Raw genomic sequence first — 21,810 nt, forward strand, 5'->3', positions numbered from 1 at the left:
AGGAGTGAGCCTGCTCGCGATAGCGGTGTGTCAGTCTCGATAAATTTAACTGACAGACCGCTATCGCGAGCAGGCTCACTCCTACAGTTTTAACCGCGTTTACGCCAGCGGCGGCGTACGTGGCGGGATCTGGCGTTTGCTGCCGGTCGATTCAAACGCGGCGGCGAAACGCAGCAGGTTCGAGTCGTCGTAGGCGCGGCCAGCGAAGGTCAGGCCGACCGGCATGCCGATATCGGCCATCACGCCCATCGGCACGGTGACGGTCGGTACGCCGAGGTGGCGGATCGCGAGGTTGCCGTTGGCCACCCAGATGCCGTTGCTCCAGGCGATGTCAGCCGACGCCGGGTTGACGTCCGCGTCCGCCGGGCCGACGTCGGCAACAGTCGGGAACAGCACGGCATCGAGGCCCAGCGTGTCCATCCAGTCTTCGAGGTCGATGCGTCGGGTTTGCTCCAGGCCGCGCAGGCCGTCAGGCACGGTGCCGATTTCATTCCACGGGGTGATACCGCGCTCGGCCATGCGCACGTACTCATCCATGCCGGCAGCCAGATCGCCTTCACGGTTGGGCAGGGTGCCCGGGTCGTGCGGGAAGATTTTCGGCCCGTCGACGTCGACCAGACGATTGAGTTTCGGATCACCGTTGGCTTGCAGGAAGTCGTCGAACGCCCATGCGGTCAGGTCCCACAGCTCATGGTGAAGGAACTCTTTGGAGACCAGCCCCCGAGTGAACACGGTTGGCGCGCCGGGGCGATCGCCTTCGCAGTTGGAGACCAGCGGAAAGTCGGTTTCGATGACTTCGGCACCGGCCGCTTCCAGAGCCTGACGCGCGTGCTTCCACAAGTCGATCACCGAGGCGCGGGTGTTGATGCGCTGGCCGGTCGGGCCACCGATGCCCGGGGCTTCGCTGGTGCCAGCCTCGGGGTCGGCATTGATGAACATACGTGGCACGGCGAAACGCTTGCCGGCCAGCGCTTTGGCGTCGGCGGCCAGATCGGCGTAGGCGGCGGGGCGCACCTCGTTGACGCTCGGGATCGGCACCCACGGTTGCAGGCGCCAGAGGTCGCCACGGGTGTCCGGGTCTTCGGCGACGACGATGTCGAGGACTTCGAGCAGATCGGCCATGGTCCGCGCGTAAGGCACGACGACGTCCATGGTCGGGGTCAACGGCCAGTTGCCGCGCACCGAGATCACCCCGCGTGACGGCGTGTAGGCGCACAAACCATTGTTCGACGCCGGGCCACGCCCGCTCGACCAGGTTTCTTCAGCCAGACCGAACGCGGCAAAACTCGCGGCAGTGGCGGTACCGGCACCGTTCGACGAACCGGAGGCAAATGGCGCGGTGAGGTAATTGGCGTTGTAAGGACTTTCGGCGCGACCGTAGACGCCACGTTGCATGCCGCCATTGGCCATCGGCGGCATGTTGGTCTTGCCCAGGCAAATCGCCCCGGCCGCGCGCAGGCGTTCAATGGTGAAGGCATCGCGATAAGCGACCAGATCGGCGAAGGCCGGGCTGCCGGACGCTGCCGTGAGGCCTTTGACCAGATAGCTGTCTTTGGCGGTGTAGGGGATGCCGTCGAGCGGGCCGAGGGTTTTGCCTTCGGCACGACGGGCATCGGACGCCCGGGCTTCGTTCAACGCTTCAGGGTTGCGCACGACCACGGCATTCAGCGCCGTTGGGGTGTCGGCGCCATCGTAGGCATCGATGCGTGCGAAATATGCCTGCACCAGTTCGACTGCGGTGGTCTGGCCGGACTCGAGCGCGGCGCGCAGTTGGGCAATGGAAACTTCGGTGACTTCGATCATGCGCTCACCGCTGTTTGAATTTGGGTGTTTTTCTTGGAAGAGGTGTTCATAGCGGTTCTCGTTGCACGGCTTTACGCGACAAGGTTAAGACTGGCGCCTATTTAACACCAAGCGGCGCATGGAGTAATCGGCGGGATTGATCTCCAACCGATTTTCTACCCGACTGGCCCCTTCGCGAGCAGGCTCGCTCCCACAGGGATCGCATTTCAAACAGGCATCCAGGCTGCCAAAGTGGAATGCATTCCAAATGTGGGAGCGAGCCTGCTCGCGAAAGCGGAGCATCTGCCAACCCATCACTTCAGTCGATCACAGCACCCCGTACTCCTGCGCCGTCCGATCCACCGCAATCCGCGTCTTGTCTATCAACTCATCCAGCTCCGTGCGCGTGGCCACCAGCGCCGGGGCCATGATCATCCGCCCCAGTGTCGAGCGAATGATCAATCCCTCCTCAAAGCCAATCGTGCGGCAACGCCAGGCAATGTCGTTTTCATTGGCAAAACGCTTGCGCGTCGCTTTGTCCTCAGCAAACTGCAACGCAGCCACCAAACCAACCCCCTGAATCTCACCCACCAACGGATGACTGCCGAACACCTCGCGCAGGCAATTCTGCAGATACGGCCCGGTGTCGGTTTTCACCTGAGCCACCACGCCCTCATCACGCAACGCCTTGAGGTTGGCAATCGCCACGGCGGCCGCGACCGGGTGCCCGGAATAGGTCAGGCCATGGGCAAACACGCCACCTTTCTCGACCAATGCTTCAGCCATGCGCCGCGACAGAATCAAACCACCCATGGGGATGTAACCGGAGGTCAAGCCTTTGGCGATCGACAACGTGTCGGGCTCAAAACCAAATGCCTGATGGGCGAACCATTCACCGGTGCGACCAAAACCGCCAATCACTTCATCCGCACACAACAACACATCGTATTGACGGCAGATACGCTGGATTTCCGGCCAGTACGTCGCCGGCGGAATGATCATCCCTCCCGCACCCTGAAACGGTTCGGCGACGAACGCGGCGACCTTGTCGGCGCCTAGCTCCAGAATCTTGTCTTCCAGTTGCCGCGCCGCTTGCAGGCCAAACTCTTCCGGGCTGAGGTTACCTTCGTGGGCGAACCAGTACGGCTCATCAATGTGCGCGACATCGGGAATGGTCCCGCCCATCTCATGCATGAATTTCATCCCGCCCAACGCCGTCGCGGCCAGGGTCGAGCCGTGGTAGCCGTTCCAGCGGCCGATCATGATTTTCTTCTCGGGTTTGCCCATGACCTGCCAGAACTTGCGCACGGTACGGATCAGCACTTCGTTGGCTTCGGAGCCGGAGTTGGTGTAGATCGCGTGGCTGTAGTGCTTGGGCAACAGGCTGAAGAGCAGTTCGGACAGCTCGATCACCGCCGGGTGAGTGGTGTGGAAGAACATGTTGTAGTAGGGCAGTTGTTCCAGCTGTGCGGTCGCCGCAGCGGCGAGATCCTTGCGCCCGTAGCCGAGGTTGGTGCACCACAGGCCGGACATGCCATCCAGATAACGCTTGCCGTCGTTATCCCACAACGCCAGGCGATCGCCGCTGACCATCACCCGTGGACCTTCCTCGTTGAGGGCCTTCTGATCAACGAACGCGTGGATGTGGTGAGCGGCGTCAGAGGCTTGGTAATCGCGGGTACTGCGGGTCGAATCGAATTCGGCGGACATGGCGGATCTCCAGAGCAAAGGGCAAGTGGGTGCGTTCGTCACAGCGCTGCACGGGGAAAGTTTTGTCATCTAAAAATATTTTTGTAAAGAAAATATTTGTCGGTAAAAAAAGATAACCGTAGGCTGACCGCCATTGGCAACGATCAACAGAGGCAACATGAGCGGACTCAGAGAACGGCAGAAGGAACAGCGCCGGCAGTTGATTGCCGAGGCGGCGCTCGAGTTGTTCAAGCGCAACGGTTTTGCGGCCACCACGCTGGACCAGATCGCCGTGCAGGCGGGGGTTTCCGCCCCCACCGTGGTCAATTATTTCGGCGGCAAGCAGGAGATTTTGCTGGCCCTGCTCAAGCAACCCGACGAGCAAGCCATGCGCGAGGCGCGGGCGAATCTCGACGATGCCAGCAATCCGCTGGAAGCGCTGTGCGAGTTCGAAGGGCTGATGACCGATTACCAGCTACAAGCGATGCCGGCTTCGCTGTGGCGGGAACTGGCGCCGTTTCTGCTGACCGGTGAGTTGGCTGAGGCGATGAGCCCGTGGAACGCGGCCGTGATCGAAGAAACCAAAGCGCTGCTTCTGCATTTTCAGCAGGCCGGCAAAGTGCGCGAATCGATCGATCTCGACGTGGTGGCGACGCTGTTCAACCAATACGCAAACATGGCGTTCATTCGCCTCGCCACGCAGGAAGTCCCGGATCGGGCCGCGCACGCCTTGCACATGCGCGGGGTTTTGAATCTGTTGTGTCACGGCATGCTGGAGCGCTAAGGCTAAAAGACGATGTGCCGGAAGTGGACTAGGCTCACAGCGGTTCAACGCTGGCCCACCCAGGAGCGCCGACATGGAAGACAAACCGCTGATCACGTTTCAGAGTTCCAGAGCACTGCTGGACGTGCTCATTCGCGCGGGCCTGATCACCGTTCTGGTGCTGTTCTGCTACGACATTTTCCATCCGTTTCTCAATGTCATGCTGTGGGCGCTGATCCTGGCCGTCACGCTGTATCCGCTGAATCAGGCTCTGGGCGCGAAACTCGGTAATCGCTACGGCTGGGCGGCAATCATTCTGGTGCTGCTGGGCTTGGTGATTCTGATGCTGCCGTTGAGCCTGCTGGGTGCTTCGATCGCCGATTCGATCAAGGGCAGCATGCACACGTTCGAAGCGGGGCAGTTCGAGATACCGCCGCCACCGGCCAGTGTTGAGGGCTGGCCGTTGATTGGCGCGCCGCTTTACGGCATCTGGATGCACGCTTCGCAGGACCTGAGCTGGGCGTTTCAGGAGCTGGCGCCGCACCTCAAGGACTGGAGCAAAGTGGTGTTGCATCAAGCCGCCGGTGTCGGCGCAGGCATCGTGGTGTTTGTGATTGCGTTGATCGTTGCCGGGTTGATCATGCACCACGGCGAGCGCGGTCACCGCACAGCGGTTGCAGTCACCACACGCATTTCCGGGCCGGTGCGCGGCCCGCAGATTGCCGAACTGTGCACGGCAACCATCCGCGCCGTGGCGCAGGGTGTGGTCGGCATCGCCTTTATTCAGATGCTGCTGGTTGGCGTGGCACTGGTGGTCATGGGCGTACCGGCGGCCGGCATTCTTGCCTTGATGGTGTTGCTGCTGGGCATCACCCAATTGCCGGTGTTGCTGATCACGCTGCCCATCGTGATTTATGTCTTCGCCGTGGACGGGGTCAGCGCCAGCACGATTATCTTTGCGGTGTGGATGGCGATTGCCGGGCTTGCCGACAACGTGCTCAAACCGATGCTGCTGGGACGCGGCGTCGCGGTGCCGATGCCAGTAGTACTGATCGGCGCGCTCGGGGGCATGGTCACCAGCGGCATTATTGGTTTGTTCACCGGGCCGGTGATTCTGGCGGTTGGCTATGAATTGTTCATCGGCTGGGTCTATCAACCGGCCGATATCACCGAGCTTCTGGAGAGCCAGCGCAAAGAAAATCTACCGTGACACTCATCCCTCTCGCTGACGCATTGGCGTACACCTCAGCGGACGTCTAGGCTGGTCAGTCAGTCGCCCTTCGGGCGCAACGCCCACGCAGGGACAGGAGCGGAACCGATGAAAGCCCCAGCCAGTATTGTCTGCCTGATGTTCACACTGGTTCTCGCGCCGGGAGTCCGCGCCGAAGACCCGCCGGCGACGCCCCCTCACGCGGCCACCGATGATGCGTCGTTGATCAACCCGCAAGTGGTCGACAAGCTCATCGATATGGGCGATTACCTGCGCAGCCTGCCGAAATTCCAGGTCGACGCCCAAGTCTCGCGCGACACGGTTCTGGAATCCGGGCAGAAGATCAAGACCGAGTCCGCCAACACCCTGAAAGTGGTCGGCCATGATCGCCTGTATGCGAAAAGCGAAGGCGATGTGCGCACCCGCGAGTTTTTCTATAACGGCAAAAAACTCACCCAGTATTCGCCATACCTGAAGTACTACACCACCGTCGACGCCCCGGCCACGGTGGCGGAAACCCTGCACAAGGTCGAAAACTTCTACGGTGTGCAGGTGCCGATGGAGGATCTGTTTCTGTTCGGCAGTGATCAGTCGCAGATCGATGCCTTGAAAGCCGCGTTGTACGTGGGCCCGTCGGTCATCAAGGGTCAGCTCTGCGACCATTTGGCGTTTCGCCAGGAGGGCATCGACTGGCAATTGTGGCTGACCCGCTCCGACAAACCCTTACCGTGCAAGCTGGTGATCACCACCACCGACGATAAGAGCTTCCCCGAGTACAGCGCGGTGTATCAGTGGAACCTCAAGCCGACCATTCCGGACACGCAGTTCACCTTCAAACCGGGCAAAGGCGATGTGGCGATTGCGTTTAAACAGGCCAGCGATCAGGGAGGGCAGTGACATGAACAAGTCGATGACGTGGAGTTTGTTGTTGTCGCTGGCCGCCGCCACGCTGCTGACCGCCGGTTATGTCGCCGAAGCCGATGCCCGGGGGCAACGCGCCCAGGGGCATGCCCGCGCCAACGTCAACCGCGCGCCGGCGCCGAATGCGCAACGGGCGCAGCGGATCAATGCGCCGCAGCGCATCAACAATGTCAGTGCCGGTAACCGGGTCAATTCGGGCAATCGGGTCAATTCGGGTAACCGGGTCAATGCCGGCAACAACGTTGGTAACCGCACGAACGTCAACAACGGCAACCGAAACGTCAACATCGACAACAGTCGCGATGTCGATATTGATGTCGACGGCCATGGCCGTTATGGCTACGACGATCACTACCATCCGGTGGCGGCCGCAGTGGCGGTAACGGCAACCGTCGCGGCCACTGCGGCGGTGGTAGGGGCGATCTTTACCCCGGCGCAAATGCCCAGCAGTTGTGTGCAGGTGATTCAGTACAACGTCGCCTACATGCAATGCGGCTCGACCTGGTACCAGCCGCAGTATCAGGGCAGTGATGTGACGTATGTGGTGGTCAATGCGCCTTGATCAGGCTTTCGGCACCCACGCTTGCATCTGCGCCAACATGCCACGGCCGCCACGGCGTAACCCGGTGGCCAGGGTCAGCCACGGCAGCTCAGTAACGATGACCTGTGCGGCCGGCACCAGTCGCACTTCACCGGCAGTGCTACCCGCCGGGCCACCGTCCGGCATGAAAATCGTCAGCCAGTCATCCACGCTTTCGACGATCAGGCACAGGCGAAAGCCTTCGCCCTCGGCAATCAGGCCGACCTTGGAACCGTCCTCGTTTTCCAGCCCGGCAAACCGCGCCGTGGTGTCCTTGAACAACTGGTAACCGGGCAGGTTGCTGAGCAGCTTGTTTTCCGTGGCCTCCAGCGCCCGCGCCGCCGCAGAAGTGCGTGCCAGCAGCCCGGCGAGAAAACACAGGACGATCAGGCCCAGCAACGCCGCCAGACTCACCAGCGTCACGCCCGCGACGTCATAGCCTTTGAACATCGGCAACAGCTTTTCCACCGGCCCGCGCAGCAGGTGGATAGCTTTTTCGATCAGCACGACGATCAACACCAACGGCAGGATGAACAGCAGCCCGCCGATCACGGTGGTCTTGATGAACTTGAACATGACGGCTCCTTGAATGACGGGCGATGCGGATTCAAGGCTAGCTGATCTGTGTTCGCCTGCCGGAAGCGCTCGCCCTTACGGCGGGTCACTTTTTCCAGACGCCGGAATGCCGGCCCAGCGAAAAGTAACCAAAAAGGCTTGCTCCTGCGTGCGGCCCGCTCGCTGGGGCTCGGGGTTCCTTCGCTGAGGGATCGATCCGGGCGCAGCGCCTACGGTTTGCTTCGCTGCACCTCCTCTCGCTGTGTTTGGCTGCGCCAAACGGTCGCTGCGCTCCCACGCCCGGATCAATCCCTCCACTCAGCCTTCCGACGTCGCCCGTGGATCAAGATCAAAAGCAGGCGAGCTGACACTCGGCCTATTGAGTGGTGAAGAGCACGGCGCGCTTGGCTTTGGTTTTTGTGGTGCTCTCGCCCCTCACCCCAGCCCTCTCCCAGAGGGAGAGGGGGCCGATTTGTGCTCACGGCCTGAGTTCAACGTGGTATCGCACGTCGGCGTACCTCGCCCAAACAACTCGGTCAGTTCCCTCTCCCTCTGGGAGAGGGCTAGGGTGAGGGGCTCTTGATCTTGATCTGGCTTTTGATCTTTAGCCCCTTCGGCAGGCCGAGCGGAGGTGTTCATCCGGGGGTTAGGCGCGCAGCGCCGTGCGGCGAAGCCGCATACATCGAGAGGAGGTGCAGCGAAGCAAACCGTAGGCGATGCCCCCGGATGGACACCGTAGCGAGGGAACACTGAGCCTCAGCGAAGTGCCGTACGCCAGGGCAAAGCCTTTTGGGTTACCTTTTCGGCGTTTGGAAAAGGTGACTCGCTGTAAGAGCAAGCGCTGGAGCGGGCTTTATCAGCGCCGCCAGCTGCCCAAGGGTAATTCGACCTCGCGCTCGGCGGCAGCCAAGGCTCTTGTCAGCCCGGACTTCTCCAGCGGCGCGCAGTAAGCCGGTTTCGCCCGCTCGAATCGCCAGCTCTCATCGAGGCCTCCGGCGTCGACCGCATCAAAGCCGAGTTCGTCCAGCAAACCCACGACCAATGCCTTGGCGTCAGCGTCATCTGCGGCGACGGGCAGGGCGCGCCGCTCGCTGGAATCATGCGGGCGGCCATCCGTAAGCAAGTCCGCGGCGAGAATGGCATTGAACACCTTGACCACCGTGGCACCGCGCAAATGCTCTGCGAGCATGCGGCTGGTGGTGCTCTGGAACGTGTCGAGCGCGGCGATGTGGCCGTCGCGATCCGGGTAATAGTTGTTGGCGTCGAGCACGGTTTTCCCTTCGAACCAGGCTGGCGGCAGGCTCGGGATGTGTTCGTAGGGGATGGCCAGCAACACCACGTCGGCAAACTGTGTGGCCTGTTCGGCCGTGCCGATCTGGCAGCCGGTGATGCCGGCGAGCACGCTGCTCATGGTCTTCGGGCCGCGTGAGTTACTGAGCATTACTTCGTGCCCGGCGGCGAGGACGATTTGCGCGACGGCGCGCCCGATGAATCCGGCTCCAACGATTCCAATGCGCATGGTGTGTTCCTCTGTCAGGTGGGGAGCCACTATGATGATTCCTGCCCAGATGCAGATAAATTGCACTCTGTTACTTACTTTCGCTAACAGGAGTTTCGAATGGATCGGCTGACCAGCATGGCGGCTTTCGTGATGGCGGCTGAAGCGGGCTCGTACGCCAGCGCTGCGCAACGCCTCGACATGTCGGCGCAAATGGTCGCCAAACACGTGGCCGCCCTTGAACAGCGGCTGGGTGCGCGGTTGCTCAATCGCACCACGCGCCGGCAGAGCCTGACCGAACTGGGCCAGGCCTACTACGAGCGCTGCAAGCACATCGTCACTGAGGCAGAGGCCGCTGATTCGCTGGCGCAGATCATGAATGACACGCCGCGCGGCAAGCTCAGGGTCAGCGCGCCGGTGAGCTTTGGCTCTTACAGTCTGATGCCGTTCATGACCGCGTTCTTGCGCGAATTCCCTGAGGTGGAAATCGACTTGCACCTGACCGACCGCGCCGTGGATCTGGTGGAGGAGGGGTTTGAGGTGGCTTTCCGGATCGGCCCGTTGGCCACGGCCAGTCTGACCGCGAGGCCATTGGCTCCGTATCGACTGATCGTCTGCGCGGCGCCACGCTATCTGGCGGAACACGGCACACCGCAAGTGCCCGCCGATCTGCAACAACATGAGTGCCTGGGTTATGCCTATTGGTCACGGCCTGCCGATCACGAGTGGTCGTTTTTCAACGGTGCGCAGGTCGAGCGCGTGCCGGTGAGCAGTCGCTTGCACGTCAACGAGAGCAAGGCGTTGTTGTCAGCGGCGGTGGATGGTTTCGGGATTGTGCTGGGGCCTGCCGACTTTCTTGAACCGGCATTGCGCAGAGGCGAGTTGGTGAGGTTGTTGGAGGGGTTTGAGGCGCCGAGCAGAGCGATGCATCTGCTGTACACGGCGCATCGGCAGAAGACCGCGAAAGTGCGCCAGTTCATCGATGCCGCGGTCAGCCGATTTGGCTGACCGGGCGATTTGGATGAGTGAATAAAGCGACTCAGTTAATTCGCGGATGCTGCTGCACCAGTTCCTTGCGCTTGGCTTCCAGCGCGGCGATTTCGGCGTCGATGTCTTCGATCTTCTGCTCGATGTTGTCGTGGTGCTCTTGCAGCAGTTCCTTGGCTTCCTCGAGGTCCGAGGCTGCCGGCGCGGCACCGCGCAACGGCTTGTTCGCGGTTTCCTTCATGGTCACCCCGGTGGCCAGACCGATCACGGCGATGACCATCAGGTAATACGCCGGCATGTACAGATTATTGGTGCTCTCAACCAGCCAGGCGACCACGGTCGGAGTCAGGCCGGCAATCAATACCGAGACGTTGAAAGCAGCCGCCAGCGCGCTGTAGCGAATGTGCGTGGGAAACATCGCCGGCAGGGTCGAGGCCATCACGCCGATAAAGAAGTTCAGCAGCACGGCCAGCATCAGCAGACCGGCGAAGATCAAACCGATCTTGCCGCTGTTGATCAGCATGAACGCCGGGATTGCCAGAATGAACAAGCCGATGCTGCCGACGACGATGAAAGGCTTGCGGCCGATCTTGTCGCTGATGAAGCCAATCGCCGGTTGTACGAAGAGCATGCCGACCATGATCGCAATGATGATCAGCACGCCACGGTTTTCGCTGTAGTGCAGATTGTGCGAGAGGTAACTCGGCATATAGGTGAGCAGCATGTAGTAGGTGACGTTGGTCACCGCCACCACGCCAATGCAGGTCATCAGGCTGCGCCAGTGTTTGGTCGCGACCTCCTTGAACGAGACTTTCGGGCCACCGGCGAGGCCTTCGCGATCGCCTTGCTCAAGCTTTTCGACGTGCTGCTGGAACGCCGGGGTTTCTTCCAGGGCGTGACGCAAATAGAGGCCGATCATGCCCAGCGGCAAGGCGAGGAAGAACGGCAGACGCCAGCCCCATTCTTCGAACTTGGCTTCGCCCAGCGTCGTCGAGATCAACACCACCACACCAGCACCCAGGACAAAACCGGCAATCGAACCGAAATCCAGCCAACTGCCGAGGAAGCCACGCTTGCGGTCCGGTGCGTATTCGGCGACGAAGATCGACGCACCGGTGTATTCACCGCCCACCGAGAAGCCTTGGGCCATTTTCGCCAGCAACAGCAGGATCGGCGCCCAGATGCCAATCGAGGCATAGGACGGAATGAGGCCAATGGCGAAGGTGCTCAGAGACATGATCACGATGGTCGCGGCGAGGACTTTCTGTCGCCCGTACTTGTCGCCCAAGGCGCCGAAGAACAAGCCGCCCAGCGGCCGGATCAGGAAGGGCACCGAGAACGTCGCCAGCGCGGCGATCATCTGGGTGCCGGGGTCGGCGCCGGGGAAGAACACTTTGCCGAGCACATAGGCGACGAAGCCGTAAACACCAAAGTCGAACCATTCCATGGCATTGCCCAGGGCGGCAGCGGTAATCGCTTTGCGCATCTTGGCGTCGTCGACAATGGTGATGTCGTTCAGGCCGATCGGCTTGACGGTTTTCTTGCGTGATTTCATCCGGGTCTTCTCTTTGCTGATCCATCGTGCCGCGTAGATGCCATCTTTTTGATGGCGCGTACTCTTTGGCTCAGATACATGAGGACACGAAATAATTCACTGCCCGGCGCTTTTTTTCCTGGCACACCTGTGTAGGAGTTGCCGAAGGCTGCGATTGATCGTTCCCACGCTCTGCGTGGGAATGCAGCCGGGGACGCTCCGCGTCCCAATAAGATCGCAGCCTTCGGCAGCTCCTACAGGGGATATGTGTTTACCGGCGGATGGCCGTATACGATTGCCGCAGGTCGCTGGCCCAGCCGTCCAGCACCACTTTGATGTCGTCGGCGGTTAACACCTGCTTGTCGTTCTCCAAGGGCACGCCGGTGCCTTTGCGCACCACTTCAGCAATCACTTCGCCGGTCGAACCGTCCTCGAACGAAACCTCGGTGGCGACCTGACTGTCCTGATCGCGGATGCCGGTCGCCGTGCTCACACCGGCAGCGACGAGGGTGACGGGCAGCCACTCATAAAAGCGCAAACCCTGAGTGCTGGTCGCCACTTGGGTGATGGCGGGGCGCACCACCAACGTGTTCGGCCCCGGTTGGTTGACCAGATGCATCACCTTGCCCAATTCCAGTCGCAGCGCCGCATCGTAGTAGTCAGTAACCCCGGACAGCGTGCTCAGCGGAATCCGCGAAGTCGGCTCGGCACTCGGGTAAAACTGGCTTGGCGCCAGGTAAACCTGGGTATATCGACCCCGAGCGAGTGCCGGGCTGACCCACGCCAGGACAGGCTGGCCGGACGGCGACTGGCGCTCGGTCAAGACGCTGTAGTCATGCAGAAAGCCGCTGTGTTCGACCTTGTTACTGCTGCAGGCGGACAGGCTCAGGGTGGTGGCGAGGGCCAGCGACAGCGAACGAATGCGGGTCATTAACGGGTTTCCTTGTGAGGTTGCGTGGCGATGCTGTCCGAGCATTCGATGTGCAACTGGCCGTGGCTCATGATCCATTGGATCAGGTCGGCGGCAGCGATGCTGTGGACGTATTCGACCCAGTGCGCATTGGTCGGGCTGAACTGCTCGAAGTAGCGGCGCAGGACGATGCGGCTCTGATCGCTGGAAACGCTCAGGCACGACTCCTGAAACACAATCGGCGTGTCGGGGCCGAGCGCGGCGGTGCGCTGGCTGAGGATCAAGGGACGATTGCTGTTGTGCCCCTCGGCGCAATGGTTGTCGTTCAATAGCTTCATGCGAACCCCCTGGATTGGAATGGCCGCAGAATGCCCGCGCGGTTTTGCCAGAGAATGTCCGCTTGATGTCTGGCGCGTAGAAATGTTGCTCGATTGAAATAAATGACCCGGGCCGCGAAATGGCTTTAGATTGGCGTTTTTTCGCCGCATGGATCTGTAACTGTGAGCAGACTGCTGTTCGTCGACGACGACGTGGAAATTCTCGCGCTGCTGAAGAAATTCTTCGTGCAGCACGCCTATGAAGTCGACGTTGCGCCGCATGGCGAGGCCATGTGGGCGGCGATCGCGCAGAACCGTCCGGACACGATCATTCTTGATCTGATGATGCCCGGCGAAAGCGGTTTGAGCCTGTGCCAGAAGGTGCATACGCAACTGGGCATACCGATCATCATGCTCACTGCCATGGCTGAACTGAGTGATCGCATTGTCGGGCTGGAACTGGGCGCGGACGACTACCTGACCAAACCGTTCGCCCCACAAGAACTGCTCGCTCGCGTACGTGCCTTGCAGCGTCGCGCCGCTGAACAGCGCAACCCGGTCGAGCCTTCGCGCCCGGTGATCGGCTTCGCCGGTTGGCATCTGGACATCACCTGTCGCGAACTGCGCTCGCCGGAAAACGTGATGATTCCACTGTCCGGCGGCGAGTTCGATTTGCTGGTGGTGTTCCTCGATCATCCACAGCGCATACTCACCCGCGAGCAGTTGATCGACCTGACCCACGGCCATGGTCACGACGCTTTTGATCGCAGTATCGATGTGCAAGTCAGCCGCCTGCGGCGCAAGATCGAGCCGGACAGCAAGCGCCCGGACCTGATCCGTACTGTGCGCAACGGCGGTTATCTGTTCACCGCCAAGGTCAGCCGCTCGTGATTCGCCGACTGTGGCGTAGCGACACCCTGCGCCGGCGCATCGCCCTGACGATCATTGCGGCGATGGTCGCGTCGCTGGCGTTGAATGCACTGTTCGTGCAAGTCGCCGGGATCTGGGCGCGGCCACCGATTGAGCGCACCGGCCTGCTCGAGCAAATTGCCGCGACATCCCGGGTGATCGAGGCAGCCCCGGCCAACCTGCGCCCGCAACTGGCCGCAGCGGCGAGCAGCGCCATGCTGCAAGTGTCGTGGAAAGCACAGCGCGCCGACTTCGATCTGCCCAATGACGGCCTTCGCCTGCCAGCGAGCCGGGTGCCGGTGCTGCAGCAACTGCTGGGCAATGATCGAAAAATCGAGGTGTTCAGCCCGGGCGACTGGCCGAAAGGCAGTGCCCAGGCGCATTACGCCGCCGTCGTGCAATTGGTCGATGGCAGTTGGTTGTCATTTATCCCGCCGGAGCGCAGTTGGGGTCTGGAATTTGGCGTGCGTATCGTGATCGTCATCGCGTTGGGACTGATTGCCACATTGCTCGTCGCCTGGGTCGCCACCCGGCAACTGGCCAATCCGTTGCAGCGCTTCACGCGTGCCGCCAGACGATTTGGCACCGATCTGCGCGCACCGCCGATCAAGCTCGAAGGCCCCGACGAAATCCGTCAAGCGATCCTCGCTTTCAACACCATGCAGGCGCAGATCCAGCATTTCATTGCCGAGCGTACGCACATGCTGGCGTCGATCTCCCACGATTTACGTGCGCCGCTGACACGCATGCGTTTGCGCAGTGAGTTCATGGAAGACCTCGATCATCAGGGCAAACTGATTCGCGACGTTGAAGAGATGCAGTCGATGATCAACGCCGCGCTGGCGTTCTTCCGCGAAGACACCCACCGCGAGCAGACCACAGCATTTGATCTGTCGGAGCTGCTGCAAACCATCGTCGACGATTACCGTGATCAGCAGATCAATGTCGACTTCGGCGGCCCGGCGCATCTGGTGTACGAAGGTCGCCCGCTGGGGATCAAGCGGGTGATCGTCAATCTGCTGGAGAATGCGTTGAAGTATGCGCAGCACCCGGGCATTGCATTGAAGCGTGACGAGTATTCGATTCGCATCGAGGTCAGCGACGAAGGCCCCGGCATTCCCGAGGTGGCGTTGGAGCAGGTCTTCGATCCGTTCTTTCGGCTGGAGACTTCACGCAATCGTGACACCGGCGGTGTGGGTCTGGGTCTTTCCGCAGCGCGAGCCATCGTCCGTGAGCAGGGCGGTGAATTGACGCTGAGCAATCGCAAGAGCGGAGGGTTGATCGCGAAGGTCGAGTTGCCTGTGTGAAATTTCTTCTGTAGATTTTCATGAAATTACAAGAAACAAATTTCATGGGGTCGTGAATGTTTCAGCAATCCAGCCAGCACGTCGACAGCTATTACGCCCACAGTTGCGCCGATATTCTGCGTGATCGAGTGGTGCTGGAAGGCGAACATGACGCCGACGTGGTGGTCATCGGCGCCGGTTTCAGTGGCCTGCACACCGCGTTGCGTCTGGCCTTGGCGGGTAAACGCGTGATCGTGCTGGAGGCCAGTCGCGTGGCGTGGGCGGCCTCGGGGCGTAATGGCGGGCAGGCGATTCTCGGTTGGTCGTGCGATATGCCGCCGCTGGAAGCCGCGCTCGGTTATGAGCGGGCCAGACGGCTTTGGGATGGTATGCGCTGGGCTGCCGACGAACTGCGCGAATTGCCCGGCCGCCATGGTTTCGATTGCGACTATCGCCCCGGGCATTTGTGGACGTCGGTGATGCCACGGCGGGTCAGCTTGCTCAGCGAATGGCAACACGAGGCCAGCCATAAGTGGGGCCATGATGGGTTGCAGTTCATTCCTCGTGAACAATTGCCGGAATGGGTGGCCACCGATCGCTATCAGGCCGGGCTTTACGATCCTGAGGGCGCACACCTCAATCCTCTGAAACTGGCCTTGGGCCTGGCGGCCGCCATCGAGCGGGCCGGCGGGCGTATTCATGAACAAAGCAAGGCGCTGAGTTATCAGGAGCAGGGCGACGGCTTTCGGGTCAACACCGAGCGCGGTTTGGTGCGCGCCGATGTGCTGGTGTTGGCCTGCAATGCCTACCTCGATGAACTCGACCCGCAACTGTCCAGTTGCATACTGCCGGTGGGCACTTATCAGGTCGCCACTGCACCGCTCACCCCTGAGCAGGCCAGCGCGCTGTTGCCGCGCAACGTTTGCGTGACCGACAACCAGTTCGTCCTCGATTACTTCCGCCGCACACCGGACAACCGCTTGTTGTTCGGCGGCGGCTGCACTTACCTGGGCGGCATGCCCAAGGACATCGCGGCGGCGACGCGGCCGTTTCTTGAACGAGTGTTCCCGCAGCTCAAAGGTGTCGGCATCGAGTTTGCCTGGGGCGGGCATATCGACCTGACGATCAACCGCACGCCGGACGTGGGCGGCGAGGGTAACCGTTATTGGCTGCAAGGTTACTCGGGCCACGGCGTCCTGCCGACATTGGCTGCCGCACGTGCGTTGTCCAATGCGATCCTCGGCGATAGCGATGAATTGGCGTTGTACCAGGGCCTGAGCAATGGCCGTTTTCCCGGTGGCAAACATTTCGCGGCACCGCTGGAAGCCATCGGCAAGGCCTGGTATCGACTGCGCGACAGCATTTGATGAGACTTTTTTTGGAATCGCGGCCATGAACAAGCAAGAAGAAATCGCCGCGCTGGCGATCCTCATCCACGACCTGCGCAAGCACAAGAAATGGACCCTCAAGGAACTGGCCGACAAGATCGGCCGTTCGGTCGGCTTCCTGTCGCAGGTCGAGCGCGGTTTGTCGCGGCCTACCGTGGCGGACCTGACTGCGATCAGCGAAACCTTCGGCGTGCCGACCACGTATTTCTACAGCCTGCCCAAGCCCAAGGAATTGCCGTGGGTGACGCGCCCGGACGAGCGTCGCACGTTGTATTACGCCAATGGCATCACCGACATTCTGGTGTCGCCGCAGATGCGCGCCTCGTTCTCCATGCTCGAAAGCCATCTCGAAGCCGGCGCGAGCAGCGGTGATCGCCATTTGACCGACAGCTCGGAGCAGGGCGGTTACGTCCTTGAAGGCGAGCTGACGCTGTGGCTGGGCGACGATGAAGAGCCGGCTACGTTGAAGGCCGGCGACAGCTTTCAGTTCGACAGCCATACCCGCTGCCGCTACGGCAACCTCACCGAGCAGCTGACCCGCGTGCTCTGGGTCTACACCTGATAACCATAAAGGATGAACACGATGGACGCTGTCTGCGCTGACCTGCTCGCCGAAGTACGGGCGTTTCGCCAACGCTACCCCGAGGTGCGTTATGTCGACCTGATTTGCCTGGACATTCCCGGGCACTTCTATGGCAAGCGTTATCCAATCGACATGCTCGAAAAAGTCGCCGCCGGCAGCGTACTGAAGCTGCCGCAGAATTGCGTACTGTTGGGCGTGCAGGGTGGCTTGTTCCCGATCGGCGATTACTGCTTCAACGACGGCGACCCGGATGCCGTGCGCCGTTTGGTGCCGGGCACCTTGAAGCCGGTGACCTGGGAAGCGCAGCCGCTGGGGCAGATGCTGATCACTTCCGACGGCACTGAAAAGCCGATCGAATTCGAACCCCGTGAAGTGCTCGCGCAGGTGCTAAAGCGCCTGGCGCGCAAAGGCATTCACCCGGTGGTGGCCTTTGAGCTGGAGTTCTACCTGTTCGATAAAAAGCTGCGCGACGGTCTGCCACAATTCCCCCGCGACGACCTGACCGACGATGCCGATGATCAACCGAACCTGCACATCGAACGTCTTTCACGCTTCGCGCCGGTGCTCGATGACATGGTCGAAGCCACTCGGGCGCAGGGCATCGACGCCACGGTGATTACCGCTGAACTCGGCCCCGGACAGTTTGAAATCAACTTCGGCCATCTCGACGACGGTTTGCGTGCGGCGGATTGGGCGGCGTTATTCTGCCGCAGCACGCGCGGTGTGGCGCTCAAGCATGGTTATCGCGCCAGTTTCATGGCCAAGCCGTACTTGCAACATCCGGGCAGCGGCATGCATGTGCATGTCAGTTTGTACGACGCAGCCGGCAATAATCTGTTGGCGGCCAATGAGCAGCAGCCGCTACGCCATGCAGTCGCGGGGTGCCTGGAATTGCTCCCGCACAGCATGCCGATCTTCGCGCCGAACCAGAACTCAATGCGCCGATTGGGCGGCACGGTGAACACCGCGACCAAAGCCAGTTGGGGCTTTGAGGATCGTGATGCGTGCTTGCGGATTCCGGAGTCGGACGTGAAGAACCTGCGGGTTGAATATCGCTTGGCGGGCGCGGATGCCAATCCGTATCTGGTGCTGGCGGCGATTCTGGTGGGGCTGGAGCACGGGCTGGAATCGGCTAAAGAACCGATCGCACCGCTGAATGAAGACCGCAGCAGCGGGATTGATTTCCCCAAGGAGATGTTCGAGGCAGTGCGTGCGATGCAACATCAGCCGCAGTTGCGGGAAGGGTTGGGCGCGGAGTTTGTCGATGTGTATTGCGAGAATAAACGCCAGGATCATTTGGCGTTTATGCAGGAGATCAGTGCGCGGGAGTATCGCTGGTATTTGTGACCCAGTGCTTATCCAGAGCGCGCCTTGAATGGCCGCTTTTACGCGCATTGCACGTCTGCTGGCGTGGAAATCGCGTTGCGCAGAGACGCAAGGAAAGTGATGTCGAGTAACAAATCGGCCCATTGAAAGGAATCATGTATGACCACCCCTTCACCTGCTCACACCCTGAGGGCATTGCCTGATCTTGATTACTATCACAGCCGATCGGTGCTGCTGCCTGTTGAAATAACCACTCTTGAAGCCTGGAACTGCATGCGGGCCAAGCCGGGACTGGTCATGCGACTGGCGTTTCGAACGAGGGATGCGATTTGCTCGTTAGTTGGCGTGAAGCGCATCGGCGGTTTCTCTGGCGCCCGTCGAGAGGCAATACAGGCTGGCGAAAAGCTGGATTTTTTTCTGGTGGAGCATAGTGCCCCCGACGTGCTCGTTCTGAGCGTAAGAGACCGACATCTGGATGTCATGATTTGCCTGTCGATAACAGATCATGTGTTCACAATCACATCGTCTGTCGTAACGCATAACGTCTTTGGGCGCGTCTATATGTTGCCGGTGGGCGTAGTCCATAAGGTGCTGGTCAATAGGGACCTCGAGCGTCTCAAGCGGAATACAGGCGCCGCCGAAGTGTAGTTAACGGTGCCCGCGCCGGGACAGCCGCGGTGGGGCAGAGGCAGACGTTGACTGTGGAACGAGTAGCAGCAAGAAGATTTGGAGTGGAACCATGCAATGCACCTGCAACGGTCAAGACAACCTGGTAGATATCAGTCAGCGTTACACGGCGTTTGTCGCAGGAATGCGCTGCCTGGCGACGGGGGACTGGATCAAACTATTGCAATGTGCCGGGTGCGGGCAGCTTTGGCGAGCGGATGAGTGGGATAAATATCAAACCCTGTACGCCCGCAAACTGGACTCGCCCGAGGGCTGGGAATCAGCTGAAATGGAAACTTTGATAAAGCTGCGCATGGTCGAGAATCATGGCGGTCTGGATACATCTGCTTGTCTGGCGAAGGATTGCCAGCAACCTGTACTCAAGGGAAGAGCCTATTGCGTTGACCACTTTTATGAAACCGGAGCAAGAGCATGAACTGCTGAAACTGGCCAGTAGAGCGGGATTAAAGGACTGATCACGTTTTTTCTGAATGTGGTCTGTCTCTGAAATTTTCCCCAGCCCCTCAACCCTTCAAAGACATCGGCTTGTCCCCACCCGGCGGCAAACCAAACAGCTTCCGCACCCGATTAAGAAACGCCCCATAGGGTCGCCCCAGAGCCAGCATCATCACGGCCGCACCCAGTGTGCCGCGCACCAGACCTTCGCCCGATGCACCACTGAAGCCAATGATCGCGGCATAGATCGGCACCTGAAAACTGACCAGGGCGATGCTGTCCCAGAGCAACCTCGACACCCGACCCTGACCGGCGCGCGTCATCACCCAATCGCGCCAGATACCGTAAGGTCGCGCGACCGGAATCATCAGCGCCGCGCCCAGCAGGCGCGCGTGCAGAACCTGATCCCACGTCATGCCGGCAATGAAACGTTCATTGAGGATGCCGGTGGTGGTGAAAAACAGGATCAGCGCTGTGGTGTCTGCGATAAATGCAGTCCGACGCGTTGACTGTTGCAGGCGTTGCGGCACCACACTTCTCCTTTCATGGCTTCAGGACCGAACTTTCCTCAGCTGGACGCCGACATTTCATCGTGCTGTGACAGCGGCTGCACGGCGAGGTGCGGAGATTCGCCGAAGTACTCGATCAGCAGATCCGTGAGCACGCGGATCTTGCGCGCGGGATGCGGGCCCGGCGCGCGGAGGAGGTAGGCACCGGCCGGGGGCGGGGGATGGTTAGTCATGATCGGCACGAGTGCACCCGAGGCAATGTGTTCGTGGGTGAGGCAATCGGGCAAGTAGGCGACGCCGAGGCCGGCAGCCGCGGCTGCGGCGAGGGCCGTGCCGTTGTCAGCCTTGAAGCGTCCTTGCGGGCGAACCGTGATGATCTTGTCAGCCGCCATGAATTGCCAGGCTTCGGTGCCTTGCATGAGCGCCTGATGGGCGTGCAGTTCGTCCGGGGTTTCGGGGGCGCCGTGCGCTTTGATGTAGTCGGGGCTTGCGACGAGCTTGGTGTAGACCGGGCCGATACGCCTCGCGATCAAGTTGGAGTCCTGCAGGTAACCCACGCGAATGGCGCAATCATAGCCCTCGGTAATCAGGTCAACGAAGCGATCGCTGTAGCAGGTCTGCATGTGCAACTGAGGGTGACGGCGAGCCATTTCCGCCAGCACCGGGGCAAAGTGCGTCGGCCCGAACGACAATGGCACTGCTACTCGCAGGCGGCCACGCAGGGCGCCTGCGGGCAGGATGGTTTCCTTGGCGATGTCGATTTCGCTGCACACTCGGGCGGCGTAATCGCGAAATGTCGCGCCGGCTTCGGTGAGTGAAGCCCCACGCGTGGAGCGTGCCAGCAATTGCACGCCGAGTTCCGTTTCAAGCCGCGCCAGCCGGCGGCTGACGATTGACTTCGAAACCCCGAGCCGCAGCGCTGCCTGTGAAATGCCCCCGGCATCGGCCACTTCGACGAAGGTTTGCAGTTCTTCGATATCCATTCTCGCGTTCCCCTTGGCGCGACACAGTTCGCCTCGGGATGCTACTACTGCAGCGAAGAGGGGAACAGCACAATGGGTTTTCCAGGCACGGCGTCACTCGCGTGCATTCTGGAACCATTAGCCGCACGGGCTCCGGCCGTTTTACCGACGTGCGTTACCCATACAAAAGGACCTGCAAATGGCAAGCGAACCCATCCGTAACCCGCACACCGATCAACTCCTGACGCCCGACAATTCAGCGTTGATCATCATCGACTATCAACCGGTTCAGGTGTCTTCGATCCGCTCGATGCCACGGGATGAACTGGTCTTCAATATCACCAGCGTTGCGAAGGCGGCGCTCAACTACAACCTGCCGATCATCCACTCGACCGTCAATGTCGCGACCGGTCGCAACAAACCGCCGATTCAAGAGTTGCAAGCGGTACTCGGCCATCTGCCCACCTATGACCGCACGTCGATCAACAGTTGGGAGGACACCGGGTTCAAGCAGGCAGTCAAAGCGCTCGGGCGCAAGAAACTGATCATGACCGCACTGTGGACCGAAGCCTGCCTGACCTTCCCGGTGCTCGACGCCATTCAGGAAGGCTATGAAGTTTACGTGCCGGTCGATGCGGTGGGCGGCACGTCGCTCGCCGCACACGAGGCAGCGTTGCGCCGAATGGAGCAGGCGGGGGCGAAGCTCATCAGCCGGGTACAGATGTACTGCGAACTGCAGCGCGACTGGGCGCGCGAGGTGACCGTGCCAGGCTTCATGGGCGTGTTTGAAAACTTCGACGGTTTCAATGCTGAAAAGGCGCTGGAAGCAGCGGGCAACAAGGCCTGATTCACGAGGTGTTGCTGAAGGTGGCGTGGGCGATAGCCGGCGCTGCCTTCATTTGGCCTGTTTCAACGCTTGAAAATAATCTGAACCGCTGTCGGAGCCGCTCGCCTAATGATTAGCTTGTGGTCAATCGCA

At 60.7% G+C, this 21,810-nt stretch carries 22 protein-coding genes; 13 read left to right on the top strand and 9 right to left on the bottom strand.

Going from position 1 to position 21,810, the window contains the following annotated elements; genetic code table 11:
* Positions 1 to 99: 99 nt before the first annotated feature.
* Entirely contained in the window at positions 100 to 1,803 is a 1,704-nt protein-coding gene (locus HU754_RS14165) for an amidase (protein WP_186622165.1), read from the bottom strand.
* Positions 1,804 to 2,109: 306 nt separating this feature from the next.
* A complete protein-coding gene (locus HU754_RS14170; RefSeq protein WP_186622167.1) occupies positions 2,110 to 3,492 on the bottom strand; it encodes an aspartate aminotransferase family protein in 1,383 nt (460 codons plus the stop codon).
* Positions 3,493 to 3,649: 157 nt separating this feature from the next.
* Between HU754_RS14170 and HU754_RS14175 the strand changes: the two genes are divergently transcribed.
* The 4 genes from HU754_RS14175 (at position 3,650) to HU754_RS14190 (ending at position 6,927) form a co-directional block, all read left to right on the top strand.
* Positions 3,650 to 4,255 (top strand): TetR/AcrR family transcriptional regulator, encoded by a 606-nt coding sequence (locus tag HU754_RS14175; protein ID WP_186622169.1) that lies wholly within the window; start codon positions 3,650 to 3,652, stop codon positions 4,253 to 4,255.
* Between the two features lie 73 nt (positions 4,256 to 4,328).
* Positions 4,329 to 5,444: an AI-2E family transporter gene (locus HU754_RS14180; protein ID WP_186622176.1), complete on the top strand. Its 1,116-nt coding sequence runs from the start codon at positions 4,329 to 4,331 to the stop codon at positions 5,442 to 5,444.
* A 108-nt stretch (positions 5,445 to 5,552) separates the two neighbouring features.
* Positions 5,553 to 6,341: a DUF2092 domain-containing protein gene (locus HU754_RS14185; RefSeq protein WP_186622178.1), complete on the top strand. Its 789-nt coding sequence runs from the start codon at positions 5,553 to 5,555 to the stop codon at positions 6,339 to 6,341.
* A 1-nt stretch (position 6,342) separates the two neighbouring features.
* Complete coding sequence (locus HU754_RS14190; protein WP_186622180.1) at positions 6,343 to 6,927, top strand: hypothetical protein; 585 nt, start codon at positions 6,343 to 6,345, stop codon at positions 6,925 to 6,927.
* On the opposite strand, the gene HU754_RS14195 is transcribed toward HU754_RS14190, so the two are convergent.
* Together HU754_RS14195 and HU754_RS14200 are read right to left on the bottom strand one after the other, a co-directional pair.
* Positions 6,928 to 7,521 carry a DUF502 domain-containing protein gene (locus tag HU754_RS14195; RefSeq protein ID WP_186622182.1) on the bottom strand — a complete coding sequence of 198 codons (594 nt, stop codon included), beginning with the start codon at positions 7,519 to 7,521 and terminating at the stop codon, positions 6,928 to 6,930.
* A gap of 835 nt (positions 7,522 to 8,356) precedes the next feature.
* Complete coding sequence (locus HU754_RS14200) at positions 8,357 to 9,019, bottom strand: NADPH-dependent F420 reductase (RefSeq protein WP_186622184.1); 663 nt, start codon at positions 9,017 to 9,019, stop codon at positions 8,357 to 8,359.
* A 99-nt stretch (positions 9,020 to 9,118) separates the two neighbouring features.
* Between HU754_RS14200 and HU754_RS14205 the strand changes: the two genes are divergently transcribed.
* Complete coding sequence (locus HU754_RS14205; RefSeq protein ID WP_186622186.1) at positions 9,119 to 10,006, top strand: LysR family transcriptional regulator; 888 nt, start codon at positions 9,119 to 9,121, stop codon at positions 10,004 to 10,006.
* Positions 10,007 to 10,037: 31 nt separating this feature from the next.
* Here the strand turns inward: HU754_RS14205 and proP are convergent, their stop codons facing one another.
* From proP to HU754_RS14220, 3 genes are all read right to left on the bottom strand, one after another.
* The gene (proP, locus tag HU754_RS14210) at positions 10,038 to 11,540 is read right to left on the bottom strand and encodes a glycine betaine/L-proline transporter ProP (RefSeq protein WP_093431427.1); all 1,503 of its coding nucleotides are present in this window, start codon (positions 11,538 to 11,540) and stop codon (positions 10,038 to 10,040) included.
* 250 nt (positions 11,541 to 11,790) lie between these two features.
* Positions 11,791 to 12,450: a DUF3313 domain-containing protein gene (locus HU754_RS14215; RefSeq protein WP_186622192.1), complete on the bottom strand. Its 660-nt coding sequence runs from the start codon at positions 12,448 to 12,450 to the stop codon at positions 11,791 to 11,793.
* Positions 12,450 to 12,767: a hypothetical protein gene (locus HU754_RS14220; RefSeq protein WP_093431433.1), complete on the bottom strand. Its 318-nt coding sequence runs from the start codon at positions 12,765 to 12,767 to the stop codon at positions 12,450 to 12,452. Before HU754_RS14220 ends, HU754_RS14215 begins: the two co-directional genes overlap by 1 nt.
* Positions 12,768 to 12,929: 162 nt before the next feature.
* Here HU754_RS14220 and HU754_RS14225 point away from each other — a divergent pair, with 162 nt between their 5' ends.
* The 7 genes from HU754_RS14225 to HU754_RS14255 all read left to right on the top strand — a co-directional run bounded on the left by HU754_RS14225 (position 12,930) and on the right by HU754_RS14255 (position 19,340).
* Entirely contained in the window at positions 12,930 to 13,637 is a 708-nt protein-coding gene (locus HU754_RS14225; protein ID WP_099759197.1) for a response regulator, read from the top strand.
* Entirely contained in the window at positions 13,634 to 14,962 is a 1,329-nt protein-coding gene (locus tag HU754_RS14230; protein WP_186622193.1) for an ATP-binding protein, read from the top strand. Before HU754_RS14225 ends, HU754_RS14230 begins: the two co-directional genes overlap by 4 nt.
* 56 nt (positions 14,963 to 15,018) lie before the next feature.
* A complete protein-coding gene (locus tag HU754_RS14235; protein WP_186622194.1) occupies positions 15,019 to 16,308 on the top strand; it encodes an NAD(P)/FAD-dependent oxidoreductase in 1,290 nt (429 codons plus the stop codon).
* A gap of 25 nt (positions 16,309 to 16,333) precedes the next feature.
* Entirely contained in the window at positions 16,334 to 16,891 is a 558-nt protein-coding gene (locus HU754_RS14240; protein ID WP_093431445.1) for a helix-turn-helix domain-containing protein, read from the top strand.
* A 21-nt stretch (positions 16,892 to 16,912) separates the two neighbouring features.
* Positions 16,913 to 18,259, top strand: a complete 1,347-nt coding sequence (locus HU754_RS14245) for a glutamine synthetase family protein (protein ID WP_186622195.1) — start codon at positions 16,913 to 16,915, stop codon at positions 18,257 to 18,259.
* A gap of 138 nt (positions 18,260 to 18,397) precedes the next feature.
* On the top strand, positions 18,398 to 18,886 hold the full coding sequence (locus HU754_RS14250) for a DUF2867 domain-containing protein (protein ID WP_093431450.1): 489 nt from the start codon (positions 18,398 to 18,400) through the stop codon (positions 18,884 to 18,886).
* A gap of 91 nt (positions 18,887 to 18,977) precedes the next feature.
* Positions 18,978 to 19,340, top strand: coding sequence for a metal-binding protein (locus HU754_RS14255; protein ID WP_186622196.1), 363 nt, complete (start codon positions 18,978 to 18,980; stop codon positions 19,338 to 19,340).
* Positions 19,341 to 19,428: 88 nt separating this feature from the next.
* Here HU754_RS14255 and alaE read toward each other — a convergent pair whose 3' ends face one another.
* Complete coding sequence (gene alaE, locus HU754_RS14260) at positions 19,429 to 19,890, bottom strand: L-alanine exporter AlaE (protein WP_186622198.1); 462 nt, start codon at positions 19,888 to 19,890, stop codon at positions 19,429 to 19,431.
* A 38-nt stretch (positions 19,891 to 19,928) separates the two neighbouring features.
* A complete protein-coding gene (locus HU754_RS14265) occupies positions 19,929 to 20,852 on the bottom strand; it encodes a LysR family transcriptional regulator (protein ID WP_186622201.1) in 924 nt (307 codons plus the stop codon).
* A 178-nt stretch (positions 20,853 to 21,030) separates the two neighbouring features.
* On the opposite strand from HU754_RS14265, the gene HU754_RS14270 reads away from it, so the two are divergent.
* Positions 21,031 to 21,678: a hydrolase gene (locus tag HU754_RS14270; protein ID WP_093431462.1), complete on the top strand. Its 648-nt coding sequence runs from the start codon at positions 21,031 to 21,033 to the stop codon at positions 21,676 to 21,678.
* Positions 21,679 to 21,810: the final 132 nt, after the last annotated feature.

Origin of the sequence: Pseudomonas zeae, from assembly GCF_014268485.2 — a bacterium.
In the GTDB taxonomy this organism is placed as follows: Bacteria; Pseudomonadota; Gammaproteobacteria; order Pseudomonadales; family Pseudomonadaceae; genus Aquipseudomonas; species Aquipseudomonas neuropathica.